Here is a 13,604-nt window from a genome sequence, read left to right on the forward strand (position 1 = left end):
GATTCGAAATGACCAGCACACCCCAGTCCAGAGACGCCCTGGGCCTGCCGACGTTCAAGGAGCACCACCAGCCCTCCCCGGGTGAGATCGCCATCGGCGTCATCATCGGGCGAACTTCGGAGTTCTTCGACTTCTTCGTCTATGCCATCGCCTCGGTTCTGGTTTTCCCGAAGCTGTTCTTCCCCTTCGTCGACGCGCTGACCGGCACGATCTACGCCTTCGCGGTCTTCGCGCTGGCTTTCGTCGCCCGTCCGATCGGTTCGCTGGTCTTCATGGCGATCGACCGCGCCTATGGCCGCGGCACCAAGCTGACGATGGCATTGTTCATGCTGGGTGGCTCGACCGCGGCGATCGCGTTCCTGCCGTCCTATGCCTCGGCGGGGATGACCTCGATCTACCTGCTCTGCCTGTTCCGCCTCGGCCAGGGCTTCGCCCTTGGCGGCACCTGGGACGGTCTGGCCTCGCTGCTCGCGCTCAACGCGCCCGAGCACAAGCGCGGCTGGTATGCGATGATCCCGCAGCTCGGCGCGCCGTTCGGCCTGATCGTGGCCAGCTCGCTGTTCGCCTTCATGATCGCCGAACTGCCCTCCGCAGACTTCCTTGACTGGGGCTGGCGCTATCCCTTCTTCGTGGCTTTCGCGATCAACGTGGTGGCACTGTTCGCGCGCCTGCGCATCGTCGTCACGGACGAGTTCGAGAACCTCTTCACCACCCGCGACCTTCAGGCGGTGAGCGTCAGCTCGACGATCAGCACCCAGTGGCGCACGATCGTGATCGGTGCCTTCGCCCCGCTCGCCAGCTTCGCGCTGTTCCACATGGACACGGTGTTCCCGCTTTCGTGGGTGTTCCTGTTCACCAACGATTCGCCCACCGGCTTCCTGCTGATCGAAGCCATGGCCGCCGGCTTCGGCGTGCTTGCCATCGTCGCCTCGGGCGTGATCGCGGACAAGTACGGTCGTCGTAACCTGCTCGGCACGTGCGCCGTGGGCATCGCGGTGTTCTCGGGCTTTGCGCCGCAACTGCTCGATGCCGGTCCGCTGGGCGAGATCACCTTCATGGTGATTGGCTTCATCCTGCTCGGCCTGTCGTTCGGCCAGTCTTCGGGCGTCGTCGCCTCGGCCTTCCCGACCGAGCACCGCTATGTCGGCTCGGCGCTCACGAGCGACCTTGCCTGGCTGTTCGGCGCCGGCTTCGCCCCGCTGGCGGCGCTGCTGCTGTCGGCCAACTTCGGCCTGATCGCCTCGGGCGCCTACCTGCTCTCGGGGGCGCTGGCGACGCTGATCGCGCTCTGGCTCAACAAGGGCCTCGCCAGCCGCAACTGATCGGCGGCAACGCTGGCAGATTCGAGGGGGCGCTTCGGCGCCCCCTTTTTTATGCATTTTCTCCCGGCGCGGCAAAGAGAGGCGAATCGCGACATTCCAGTCGCTTGAGCAAGTTTGATCACCTGTTCAAATAACGCCCTCCCGTAGTTTTACAGAAATGAGACCATTTCATTTGACAATCTGCGACGCCCCCTCGCACCCATAGGCATAAGAAAAGTTTATAAAAACCGGAGGGAGAGTTCATGCGCGCTTACAAGCAGCTTCTGTTGGGATCGGTGGGCCTGTTGGGGATGAGCACCCCCGCACTGGCACAGGACCAGCAGCAGCCGGCGGCCGCCGAGGCCGCCGCAAACGAGGCCAGCAACGTCATCATCGTTACCGCGCGTCGCCGCGACGAAGATGTGCAGGACGTGCCTGCGGTGATCGACACGGTAACGGCCGATGACCTCGCCAAGCTCAGCATGCGTGACTTCAAGGAAGTCTCCACGCTGGCACCGGGCCTCCAGCTCGAAACCAATGCCAACGGCATCGGCGGCAGCGCCAAGATGCGCGGCGTCAACTTCGACGTGAACGCCAGCGGCAATAACCCCACCGTCGAATTCTACATGAACGACGCGCCGATCACGGCCGGCGTCATTCTTCAGCAGATGTACGACATCGGCCAGATCGAAGTGCTGCGCGGTCCCCAGGGCACCCTGCGCGGCCGCGCGTCCCCCTCGGGCTCGATCACGATCACCGCGAAGAAGCCGGATCTCTATTCGTACGGCGGCTTCATGGACATGACCGCCAATGACATCGGCACGATCAACGCCAAGGCCGCGCTCAATATCCCGATTGTCGAGGGCATTGCCGCGATCCGCGCCGCCGGCGTCTGGGACGAGAACGAGGGCGACCGCGTCCACTCGATCTACAACAATCCCGATCCGTTCGGCCGGACCAAGAGCGGCCGTCTGTCGGGCCTTATCACGCCGAGCGACTGGCTGCGGTTCGAAGGCATGTACCAGCGGATCGACTTCACCGGCCGCACCTACGACCAGGTCGCCTCGTTCTCCGAGGTCAATCCCGACGCCGATCCGAGCCCGGTGGACATCCGCACCAAGGATCGCCTGTCGATCCAACAGGCTCCGCGCGATATCCGCCAGATCTTCAACATCTACAACTGGCGCGCCGAAGCAAGCCACTGGGGCCAGCGCCTGATCTATCAGGGTCAGCATTACACCCAGAACATCCACTCGACCGACAACGTCGACGACGGCAATTTCTTCGACGGCGACATCAACCAGATCAGCCACACCAAGTCGACCTCGGGATCGCATGAAGTCCGCCTGCAGAACGACGAGCGGCTGTTCGGCATGCTCGATTATGTCGTCGGCTTCTTCGATGCCACCAACAATCCCGATACCGTGCTGAGCAGCCCGACGCCGGTCCGTCTGCCCGATGCACTCGGCGGCGGTATTGCCCAGATCGTCAACACGGCTGTCGAGAGCAAGGGCAAGTCGCACGAACAGTCGATCTTCGGCAACCTGACCGCGCATATCGGCGATCTCGAAATCGCCGGCGGCGCACGCCATATCGACTATACGAACCGGGGCATCCTGCTGGTTGGCGGCACCGCCATTTCCGACCGTACGCAGCATGAGAAGCAGTGGATCTACAGCGGCTCGGTGAAGTACAACTTCACGCACGACCTGATGGTCTATGCTTCGACCGGCAGTTCTTGGCGCCCGGGCATCGACGTGGTGGGTGACTTCAACATTGCCCCGTCCGACCTCGAAAACTCGTTCCTGCACCTGCCGGCGGAAACCTCGAAGTCCTATGAAGTCGGCTTCAAGTCGACGATGCTGGACGGCCAGTTGCGCTTCAACCTCACCGGCTACCACCAGAAGTTCAAGAACTTCCCCTTCCGTGCACCGGGTTCGGGCGTCTATTACATCAACACCGTTGCCGTCCGTGACGCGCTGGGCAACGTAACCAGCACGGCGCAGCAGGTCGGCCAGTTCAACTTCGTCGGCGCCGTTCCGGTGGAGGTCAACGGTATCGAGGGCGACGTCTCCTACACGATCCTTAAGGGCTGGGATCTCAGCGCCGCAGCCAGCTATTCGATGGGCAAGATCAAGAACGGCACGGTGCCCTGTACCGACCTCAATCGCGACGGTGTTCCCGATTCGATCACCAGCGCACCCAGCCTGCAGCAGATGGTGGCGGCCGTCGGTTCGGACAATATCGCGTCCTGCCAGGTCAATCAGCGTTCCGGGTTCATGGCGCCGTTCAGCGCGACCGTGCAGAGCGAATACACCTTCCCGGTCATCAACGGCGGCAATGCCTATATTCGCGGCCTGCTGACCTACTACGGCAAGTCGCAGGTCGATCCGACCAACCCCTATGACGATGTGAGCGACTATGCTCTGGTCAACCTCTTCGCCGGCCTGCGTTCCGACGACGGGGCCTGGGAAATCGGCCTCTATGCGAAGAACGTCTTCGACACCACGAAGACGCTTACTCGCACGACGCCGCTGTCAACCAGCTATCAGCAGCTCGCCTGGGGCGGACAGTTCGATCCGAGCACCGGCCGCCCGGTCTTCACCGGTTCGTCGGGTGCGAACTACACCAGCACCTATACCGGCGTGACCACCACCGCGCCGCGCGAATTCGGTATCAACGTGCGCTACGCCTTCGGCTCGCGCTGATAACCGGAAACGGACACGAAAAGGGGCGGCAAGGCACATGCCTTGCCGCCCCTTTCTGTTTGTGCGGAAGCCGGGAAGATCAGGTTTCCTGCCAGTTCCCGCCCAGCGCGCGGAACAGGTCCACTTGCGCGAAAGCCACCGCACGCGTTGCCGCCGCATAGTCGGCGTCCGCGCTGGCCAAAGTGCGCTGCGCGTCGAGCACATCGAGCGCGTCGATCTGCCCCCTGCTCTGCCGCGCCATGCCGACATCGGCGGCCCGCTGCGCCGCATCGCGCGCAGCGGCGAGCCGGTCCTTGCGCAGCAGCGCGTTGCGATAGGCCGAAAGCGCCGTCTCGGTCTCTTCCAGCGCGCGCAGCACGGTGCCGTCGAAGGTCGCGAGATCGGCCTTGGCATCGGCCCGCGCCCCGCCGATCCGCGAACGGATCGCTTCCTGATTGGGGAACGCCCACGAGATCATCGGCCCCACCAGCCAGCGCAGCGGCCCACCACCGAAGATGTCGGTCGCGCCCAGCGCCGTAGTGCCGATCGATCCGCCCAGCGTGATCTTCGGATAGAGATCCGCCGTGGCCACGCCGATCCGCGCGGTGTCCCCGGCAAGGCGGCGTTCGGCCGCCTTCACGTCCGGACGACGCGCCAGCAGCGCGCGGCCATCGCCCACCGGGATCGGCTGGCCGACATCGGGCGTGGTGGTCCGCTCGCGCACCGAAGCGGGCAAGTCCTGCGGCGTCCGGCCGGTCAGCGTGGCGAGCCGGAACAGCGCCGCATCGCGGGTGGCCTCAAGGCTCGGGATCGCCGCGGCCTGCTGCTCGCGCAGCTGGGTCACGCGGATCACGTCCAGCTTCTGGTTGAGGCCGCGCTCGAAGCGGGCATTGGTGATCCGCTCGGACTTGTCGAGCAGCGCCACGGTATCCTGCGCCACCGCGATCTGCTCGGCCGCGCTGGTGGCATCGACATAGGCGCGCACGGTATCGGCAACGACTGTCACCCGCACCGCGTCGGCATCCTCCTGCGCGGCGCCAAGATCGGCGCGCGAGGCTTCGATCCCGCGCTTTACGCGGCCGAACAGGTCCAGCTCGTATCCGACCGAGAACTCGCCATCGACCGTGCGCCCCTGCCGGTCGGCACCGGGCAGGACCTGGCTTTCCGAAACCCGGCCATATGTCGCGCTGGCGTCGATGCCGGTCTGCGGCAGGGCCTGCGACTTCGATCCGCGCAAGTTGGCGCGTGCCCGCTCGATCCGGGCCACCGCCACGCGCACGTCGGTATTGGCGGCGAGCGCATCGGTGACGAGCCCGTTCAGCACGGGATCGTTGTAGAGCCGCCACCAGTTGTCGTCCGGCGCGGCGGTCGACACTTCGGCGGACTGGACGCCCGTGAAGGGCGCCCCCGCCGTAGCCGGCGGCGTCGGCGCAACATAGTTGGGTCCGACGGCGCAGGCCGAGAGGCTGGACGCGGCAAGAAGTGCCGCGACCAAGGTTTTGATATTCATGGACATCATCCGTCCTTTCATTCCGCCGGGATCACCGCGTGGCTCTCGTGGTGCGGTTCTGCGGGCTTGCGCCGGAGAGCCGCCGCGAGCTTGCGGCAGACGACGTAGAAGGTGGGCGTGAACAGCAGGCCGAAGGCGGTAACGCCAGCCATGCCGAAGAACACCGCCGTACCCAGCGCCTGCCGAAGCTCGGCGCCAGCCCCTGTCGCAATCACCAGCGGCACCGCGCCGAGGATGAAGGCGAACGAGGTCATCAGGATCGGGCGCAGGCGGGTGCGGGCCGCATAGACGGCTGCTTCCACCGGCGAGTATCCCCGCTCCTCTTCGGCCTGCTTGGCGAACTCGACCACGAGGATCGCGTTCTTGGCGGCAAGGGCAATCAACACGACCAGACCGATCTGCGTGAGGATGTTGTTGTCCATCCCGCGCAAGTTCACGCCCAGCATGGCCGCGAACAGACACATCGGCACGATCAGGATGATCGACAGCGGCAGGGTCAGGCTCTCGTACTGGGCAGCCAAGACCAGGAAGACGAACAGCACCGCCATGCCGAAGACGATTCCGGCCGTGTTGCCCGCAGTGGCCTGCTGATAGGCGATACCCGTCCACTCATGGCCGTAGCCCGAGGGAAGCGTTTCGTCCGCCACCTTCTCCATCGTCGCCAGCGACTGGCCCGAGGAATAGCCCTTGCCGTAGCTGCCGTCGATTTCCACCGCCGGGTGCAGGTTGTAGCGCACCACGCGGTAGGGTCCGGTTTCGTCCTTGAAGGTCGCGACCGAGCCGACCGGCACCATCGCACCCGAGTCCGAACGGGCCTTGAGATTGGCGATATCCGCCGTTGATCCGCGATAGGGCGCATCCGCCTGCGCGGTGACGCGATAGGTACGGCCCAACAGGTTGAAGTCGTTGATGTAGGACGAACCGAGGTAGACCTGCATCGCTTCGAAGATCTTCGACGGAGAGACGCCCAGCATGTCTGCCTTGCGGCGGTCCACGTCGGCATAGACACGCGGGGTGTTCATGCTGAACAGGGTATAGACCTGCTGGAGTTGCGGCTGCTGGTTGGCCTGCGCGATCAGGGCGCCGGCTGCCTTCTGGAGTTCACCCAGACCACGGCCTTCCTTGTCCTCCACGATCATGCGGTAACCGCCCGGAGGGACGATGCCGTTGATGGTCGGCGGCGGGATCAGCAGGACCTGTGCCTTGTCGTAACCCTTCATGGCGGCCTGTGCCTGCGCCATGATGCCTTCATAGGTCACGCCGAGTTGCTTGCGCTCCTCGAAGCTCTTGAACGGGAAGTAGATGGCGGCGGCATCGGGCGCCGCGGTCTGCGACGGGCCGTGGAAGCCCGCGAACATAACCGCACCGCGCAGGCCCTTGATGGGCAGCAGACGCTTGGCGACTTCCTGCGACACGGCGTCCGTGCGGCTGAGCGAGGAGCCCGGCGGCAGGAAGATAGCGGCGAGGAAGTAACCCTGGTCCTGCTGCGGAATGAAGCCGGTCGGCGTCGCCCAGAACATGCCCACGGTGGCGGCGATGAGGGCGGCATAGGTCGCCATCATCTTTGCCGGGCGCTTCACCAGCTTGAGCGTCAATTGCGCATAGCGCTCGCTCAACCGTTCGAAGCCGTGGTTAAACTTGTCCGCCGCGCCTTGCAGCGTCCGCTTCCAGCGGGGCGCATCGGCGGGAAGGCCATGCTTTTCCCGCAACAGCAACGCGGCAAGAGCGGGCGAGAGCGTGAGCGAGAGCAGCAGCGAGATCGCGGTCGCCGTGGTGATGGTGACGGCGAACTGCTTGTAGAACTGCCCCGACATGCCGGTGATGAACAGCGTCGGCACGAACACCGCGCAGAGCACGAGGACGATGGCGATCAGCGCGCCGGTCACCTCGTCCATCGAGCGCCGGGCGGCCTCGATCGGCTTCATGCCTTCTTCGATATAGCGTTCGACGTTCTCGACCACGACGATGGCGTCGTCGACGACGATACCGATGGCGAGGACAAGGCCGAACAGGGAGAGGTTGTTGAGTGAGTAGCCGACGGCCGCGAGCATGATCGCAGTGCCGACCAGCGACACGGGGATCGCGATGATCGGAATCACCGCCGCGCGCCAGTTCTGGAGGAAGACGAGGATGACGAGCACGACCAGGATCACCGCCTCGAACAGCGTGTGATAGACCGCGTCGATCGACTGGCCGATGAATTCGGTGGGGTTGTAGATCACCGAATATTCCAGGCCCTTCGGGAAGGACTTGGCGACATCGTCCATCTCGGCGCGCACGGCCTTGGCGGCGTCGAGCGCGTTCGAGCCCGGGCGCTGCAGCACCGCGATCACCACGGTGGGCTTGCCCGAAAGGTAGGTGTTGGTGGTGTAGTCCTGCGCGCCCAGTTCGACACGCGCGACGTCGCGCACGCGGACCTGACGGCCATCGGCGTCGGTCCGCACGACGATATCGGCGAACTGCTCGGGCGTGTTCAGGCGGCCCTGCATCTCGACGCCGACCTGGTAGGCATTGCCTCGATCGAACGGCGGCGCGCCGATCGAGCCGGACGAAACCTGCACGTTCTGCGCCTTCAGCGCGTCCACGATCTCACCCGCCGTCAGGTTCATGGCGGCGGCCTTGTTGGGATCGATCCAGATGCGCATGCCGTAATCGCGCGAGCCGAACAGCTGCACGTCGCCCACGCCGTCAAGGCGCGCAAGGCGGTCCTTCACCTGCGTGAGCGCGTAGTTCGACAGATAGTCGCGGCTTAGCGACCCATCGGGCGATTGCAGGTTCACGACCATCAGGAAGTCTGGCGAGGTCTTGCGGGTGACGACGCCCATGGCGCGCACCGCTTCGGGAAGGCGCGGTTCGGCCACGGCGACGCGGTTCTGCACCAGAACCTGCGCGGCATCGAGGTCGGCACCGATCTTGAAGGTAACGGTGATCGTCACCTTGCCGTCGCCGGTGGACTGCGAGGACATGTAGAGCATGTTGTCGACGCCGTTGATCTCCTGCTCGATGGGAGCAGCCACGGTGTCGGCAACGGTTTCGGCGGAAGCGCCGGGATATTGGGCGGTCACCGTCACCGTCGGGGGGACGATGTCGGGATACTGGCTGACCGGCAGGCCGAAGAACGCAAGCGCACCCACCACGGTGATGAGCACCGCGATGACGCCTGCGAAGATCGGCCGGTCGATGAAGAACCGGGAAAATCGCATGGGAATGTGCCCCTCTCACGGGGAGCGGTCACGGAATGGACCGCCCCCCGATGGGTGGATCAATGGGCGATGGTGGCCTGCGCCGCTGCGGGCGTATCTGGGCCGGAAACGGCCGAAGCCGCATGCGCGTCGGGCGCAATCTGGCCGCGACGGATATTCACCTTGGCGCCGGCAACAGCAGCCTGATAGTTGGAAATGATCACGCGGTCCGTGGGCGTGAGGCCCGTGCGGATCACGCGCAACCCGTCCACCAGCGGGCCGAGTTCGACCGGCTTGGCGGCAACGGTGCCGTCCTTGCCGACCGTCAGCACCACCTTGCGGGCCTGATCGGACTGGATCGCATCATCGGGCACCAGCATGGCCTTGACCGTGCCGCCTTCGGCCAGACGCATGTTGCCGAACATGCCCGGGGTCAGGAAACCGTCCTTGTTGTCGAGCACGGCGCGCACGCGGATCGTGCCCGAACGCGGGTCGAGCCCGTTGTCGGTGAAGTCCAGCTTGCCGTTCCAGCGATAGTCGGCCTCGTCCTGAAGGCGGACCTGCACGCTGGCGGCGTCCTTGTGCTCGGCCTTTTCGCGCTGGGTCTTGAGGAACAGCGCTTCGGATGCGTCGAACGTGAAGTAGATCGGGCTGACCGCATTGATCGTGGTCAGCAGGCTGGCGCCGGTGCCGTTCTCACCCGCGACGAGGTTGCCCACGTCCACGCGGCGGTCCGAGATGCGGCCCGCGATCGGGGCACGCACGGTGGAGAATTCGACATCCAGCGACCGCTGGCTGACGCGGGCCTGCGCGGCGGCAAGCTGCGCGCTGGCGGCGCGAACCTTGGCGCTGAGCTGGTCCACTTCGCTGGCGGCCATCGCCTCGTCACCCTTCAATCCGGCGACGCGGGCATAGTCCGAACGGGCGAGCGCCAGCGCGCTCTGCGCCGAAGCCACGTCCGCCTGCGCTTCGGCAAGCGAGGCGCGATAGGGACGCGGATCGATCACGAAGAGCGGCTGCCCGGCCTGCACGTAGTCGCCGTCGCGGAACAGGATCTGGGTGACCGCGCCCGAGACGCGCGGGCGCACTTCCACCGTCTTGCTGGGCGCGAAGCGGCCAACATAGTCGTCCCATTCGGTCACGTCCTTGACCAGCGGATTGGCGGCCTGCACCAGCGCGGGCGGCATCGGCGCGGCGTCGGCGGGGGCTTCATGGAAGACTTTCCACCCCAGCCCCGCCACCGCGACGACGGCGATCGCGCCGATCGCGACATGGCGCCCGCGCCATCGCTTTCGGCGGGTTTCGCCGCCAAACGGCAGGATCTCGGCCGTTTCTTCGAGTTTTACGGGAAAATTCACGCAGCAAGTCTCCGGACCGGGGCGCGCAGGCGCCCGATGAAATCGATCACCGCACCGACCTTGGCTTCGCTGTGGCCGGCGGCCTGCGCCTCGCGAATGGCCGAGACGGGCAGCGTGTAGCCATGATGCCAGGCCTTCACGGCCAGCTGGCGCAGCGCCTCAAGCTGCTCGTTGGCGAGCATCTTCGAAGGCGGGGTCGGCCCGAAAACGAGACGGGCAAGCCACTTGCGTTCGCGCGGCGGGATGAGGCTCTGAAGCCCGTCTTCGCGCGCCAGCTCGACAACGCGGCGTTCGAGCCGGCTCAGCTGGTCGCCGAAAAGCGAGGCGACAGGGTTGGAATTTGCAACGGGCAGCGCCGGATGCGCTGCATCGGAGAAGTCGATGAAGGCCATGTCTGTGCTCCCTGAAAGGAACCGACGCGCGCCCCGGGACAGGAGGGGGAGGTAAGGGCGCGCGCCGGCGGGCTCCGGCGCAAGGGGCACCGGAAAGTCTTGGGTGCAGACCGGCATCGCACGGAAACAGGGTTCCGCCACGTCGGCTGCTTTCGGTTTTTTCTATGGAGCCGTCCGCGGGGGGTCGGGCGGCGCCGGGGGAGGAACTCCGGCCCCGTGCTCCCGTCTAAACGGCGAGTCGGTCATGCCCTCGTTCTGTACCGATTGGTATATATAGCGGTACAGAAATCGTCAAGCAGTTTTCTGTACCGCTCGGTAAAATTAGGTGCAACGCAGCAATTTCAAGGGCGTGAACGGTGAATGAATAAAATTTTATCCGCCGTTCAGGCTGGAAATCCGCTTTCTGCGGATTTCGGCGCCGCCGCTGTCGTCAAAATCCGCTCGAAGCGGATTTTCAGGCTTACGCCCTACTTGCCGGGCCACATGGTCAGGAAGGTATCGACCACGCTTTTCGCTTCCTGCACGCAAGCACCGCCCTGGGCCTTGACCGACATGCCCTGAAGCACCGTCATGAGGCAGTGCGCCAGCGCGCGGGGATCGATGGTCTCGGGCAAGTCGCCCTCGCCCTTGGCGCGTTCGAAGCGCTGGATCAGCGACTCTTCGGTCGCAAGCCGGCGGGCCGCGATGAAATCGCGGATGGAGGCATCCTCCATCGTGCAGGCCACGGTCGAAATCACGCTGAGGCAGCCGTGCGGGTCGGTACCGTTGCCGCCGCAGTGAGTCGCGACCGCACCATTCAGCAGCCGCTCGGCCACGCCGCGCGCGGTCGGCGCTTCCAGCGCCTTGCCCACATAGGCCATCTTGTCGCGCTCGTAGAGGTCCAGCGCCTTCTTGAAGAGCGCTTCCTTGTTGCCGAAACAGGCATAGAGGCTGGGCTTGGTTATACCCATCGCCTCAGTGAGTTCCGCCATCGAGGCGCTTTCATAGCCGCGCTCCCAGAACACGCGCAGCGCAGCGGTCAAAGCCTGTTCAGGATCGAATTCACGCGGGCGGCCACGAGGGGCGGCAATGGAGTCGGAACATTTCATACCGGTCGGTATATAGTTATCCACACCCACCGCGTCCAGTGGCGTTGCGAGCCAGCGTGAAGCATAGCCCGGTAAAATCCACTGCGGGAGGCATGGGGCAACCCTTCCTTACAAATGGTCCAGCGGCAGCGCCGTGGTGAACTTGATCTCCGAAAGCGCGACCATCGAATTGATTTCCTGCACGCCGGGAACCTGCGACAGCTTCTCGAAGAAGAAGCGCTCGTAGGCCTCGATATCCTCGGTGACAATCCGCAGCATGAAATCGACCGCGCCCATCAGCACGAAACAATCGAGCACCTCGGGAAAGGCGTTCATGGCATCGGCGAACTGCGACAGGTTGGCGCGGCCATGCGCGGTCAGCTTCACTTGCGCGAAGACTTGCGCGCGCAGCCCGATCTTGCGCCGATCGAGCACGCAGACCTCGCTGCGGATATAGCCTTCGTCCTTCAACCGCTGGATCCGCCGCCAGCACGGCGCCTGCGAAAGCCCGATCTCCTGCGCGATGTCCGCCGAGGACCGCGAGGCGTCCACCTGAAGGATCGCGAGAATCTTCTTTTCGAACTCGTCGAGGCCGGATGTCATATTCAATTCCAAAATTAGGCAAACGCGGAATGGATCATTCCAGTCGTAGCCCATATCCGTCGAAATTCGCAATTTTTATCACGCCGAACCCTGCTATTTCGAAGGCTCTTCCGAAGATGGGCTCCCCCGAAGCGAGGATGAAGACGAAATGGTGAACACGGTGGATAGCGAACTGGTCGAACAGTTCGTGGTAATCGACGACCCCGAAAGCGGCGCGAAGGGCGTGATTGCCATTCATTCCACTTCGCTTGGCCCGGCGGCCGGCGGCTGCCGTTTCTGGAGCTATGCCGATCAAGATGCGCTGGCGACCGACGCTCTGCGTCTTGCCCGCGGCATGACCTACAAGAACGCCATTGCCGGCCTGCCCTTCGGCGGCGGCAAGGCCGTGCTTCAGCGTCCCGAAGGTGCGTTCGATCGCGCCGCCATGTTCCGCGCGTTTGGCCGCGCCGTCGAGAAGCTGGGCGGCCAGTACGTGACGGCGGAAGACGTCGGCACCACCATCGCCGACATGCGCGCCATTGCCGAGGAAACCCGCCACGTCGCCGGTCTCGACAAGAAGCCGGGCTTTGCCGGTGGCGACCCCTCGCCCTGGACCGCGCTGGGCATCTTCAAGTCGATGCAGGCCGCCTCGCGCGTGACTTTCGGTTCGGACGTGCGCGGGCTGACCGTGGCGCTTCAGGGTACCGGCAATGTCGGTTCGCACCTTGCCGAACTGCTGCATGAGGCCGGTGCCAAGCTGGTTCTCGCCGACGCCGATCCGGCTCGTGCCGAAGCGCTTGCTGCCAGGTTCGGTGGCCGTGTCGTCTCCGCCGACGAGATTCTGGCGGCCGAGGCCGAAATCTTCGCCCCCTGCGCGCTGGGCGCGGTGCTTAATCAGGCGAGCATCCCCACCCTGCGCGCCCGCCTCGTCTGCGGCGGCGCCAACAACCAGCTGGCCACCGAGCAGGATGGCGAGCGTCTGGCCGCGCGCGGCATCGCTTATGCGCCGGACTATGTGGTCAACGCGGGCGGCATCATCAATGTGGTGGCCGAATACCTCGGCGAAACCGAAGACCAGGTTGGTGGCCGTATCGACCTGATCGCCGAGCGTCTGGGTGAGATCCTCGCCAATGCCGAGAGCGAAGGTCGTCCGAGCCATGTCGTCGCTGACGAGATGGCGCAGAAGCTGGTTGCTCGCGGGCGTCTGGTCGAAGCGTAAGTTGGAGTTGGGGCGGGGTCAGGTACCCTGCCCCCTCACCTTTCGCTTTTGAATGGTGAACTACAGTTCGTCATTGCGAGCGTAGCGAAGCAATCCAGGGGCGGTCGGTGCCGCACTGGATTGCTTCGCTACGCTCGCAATGACGATTCAAAGTGAAGTCATCCCGCACCGACATACACTCCGTCGCCCCCGCGAAGGCGGGGGCCCCGCTTCCTTTCTCCCCGCCGCCAAGAACAAGCGGGATCCCCGCCTACGCGGGGATGACGGGGTGGGTGGTGTGAGGTTGAGGATAGTTTGGCAGGGCAA

At 64.7% G+C, this 13,604-nt stretch carries 9 protein-coding genes; 3 read left to right on the forward strand and 6 right to left on the reverse strand.

Annotated features, from left to right (window positions below; translation table 11 throughout):
* Nucleotides 1-8 precede the first annotated feature (8 nt).
* Both AC1VVK_RS06260 and AC1VVK_RS06265 read left to right on the forward strand, forming a co-directional pair.
* Nucleotides 9-1,322 (forward strand): MFS transporter, encoded by a 1,314-nt coding sequence (locus AC1VVK_RS06260; protein WP_132387045.1) that lies wholly within the window; start codon nucleotides 9-11, stop codon nucleotides 1,320-1,322.
* 242 nt (nucleotides 1,323-1,564) lie between these two features.
* Nucleotides 1,565-4,009, forward strand: coding sequence for a TonB-dependent receptor (locus AC1VVK_RS06265; RefSeq protein ID WP_482904795.1), 2,445 nt, complete (start codon nucleotides 1,565-1,567; stop codon nucleotides 4,007-4,009).
* Between the two features lie 79 nt (nucleotides 4,010-4,088).
* Here AC1VVK_RS06265 and AC1VVK_RS06270 read toward each other — a convergent pair whose 3' ends face one another.
* The 6 genes from AC1VVK_RS06270 to AC1VVK_RS06295 form a co-directional block, all read right to left on the reverse strand.
* The gene (locus AC1VVK_RS06270) at nucleotides 4,089-5,498 is read right to left on the reverse strand and encodes an efflux transporter outer membrane subunit (RefSeq protein ID WP_482904796.1); all 1,410 of its coding nucleotides are present in this window, start codon (nucleotides 5,496-5,498) and stop codon (nucleotides 4,089-4,091) included.
* 17 nt (nucleotides 5,499-5,515) lie between these two features.
* Nucleotides 5,516-8,701 (reverse strand): efflux RND transporter permease subunit, encoded by a 3,186-nt coding sequence (locus tag AC1VVK_RS06275; protein ID WP_482904797.1) that lies wholly within the window; start codon nucleotides 8,699-8,701, stop codon nucleotides 5,516-5,518.
* 59 nt (nucleotides 8,702-8,760) lie between these two features.
* Complete coding sequence (locus tag AC1VVK_RS06280; protein WP_482904798.1) at nucleotides 8,761-10,038, reverse strand: efflux RND transporter periplasmic adaptor subunit; 1,278 nt, start codon at nucleotides 10,036-10,038, stop codon at nucleotides 8,761-8,763.
* Nucleotides 10,035-10,430 carry a hypothetical protein gene (locus tag AC1VVK_RS06285; protein ID WP_132387062.1) on the reverse strand — a complete coding sequence of 132 codons (396 nt, stop codon included), beginning with the start codon at nucleotides 10,428-10,430 and terminating at the stop codon, nucleotides 10,035-10,037. Before AC1VVK_RS06285 ends, AC1VVK_RS06280 begins: the two co-directional genes overlap by 4 nt.
* Before the next feature lie 467 nt (nucleotides 10,431-10,897).
* The gene (locus AC1VVK_RS06290) at nucleotides 10,898-11,518 is read right to left on the reverse strand and encodes a TetR/AcrR family transcriptional regulator (RefSeq protein ID WP_132387063.1); all 621 of its coding nucleotides are present in this window, start codon (nucleotides 11,516-11,518) and stop codon (nucleotides 10,898-10,900) included.
* Between the two features lie 108 nt (nucleotides 11,519-11,626).
* A complete protein-coding gene (locus tag AC1VVK_RS06295) occupies nucleotides 11,627-12,100 on the reverse strand; it encodes an Lrp/AsnC family transcriptional regulator (RefSeq protein ID WP_132387065.1) in 474 nt (157 codons plus the stop codon).
* Between the two features lie 148 nt (nucleotides 12,101-12,248).
* On the opposite strand from AC1VVK_RS06295, the gene AC1VVK_RS06300 reads away from it, so the two are divergent.
* A complete protein-coding gene (locus AC1VVK_RS06300) occupies nucleotides 12,249-13,298 on the forward strand; it encodes a Glu/Leu/Phe/Val family dehydrogenase (RefSeq protein ID WP_482904799.1) in 1,050 nt (349 codons plus the stop codon).
* Nucleotides 13,299-13,604 lie beyond the last annotated feature (306 nt).

The organism is Novosphingobium sp. BL-S-32, from assembly GCF_056857055.1.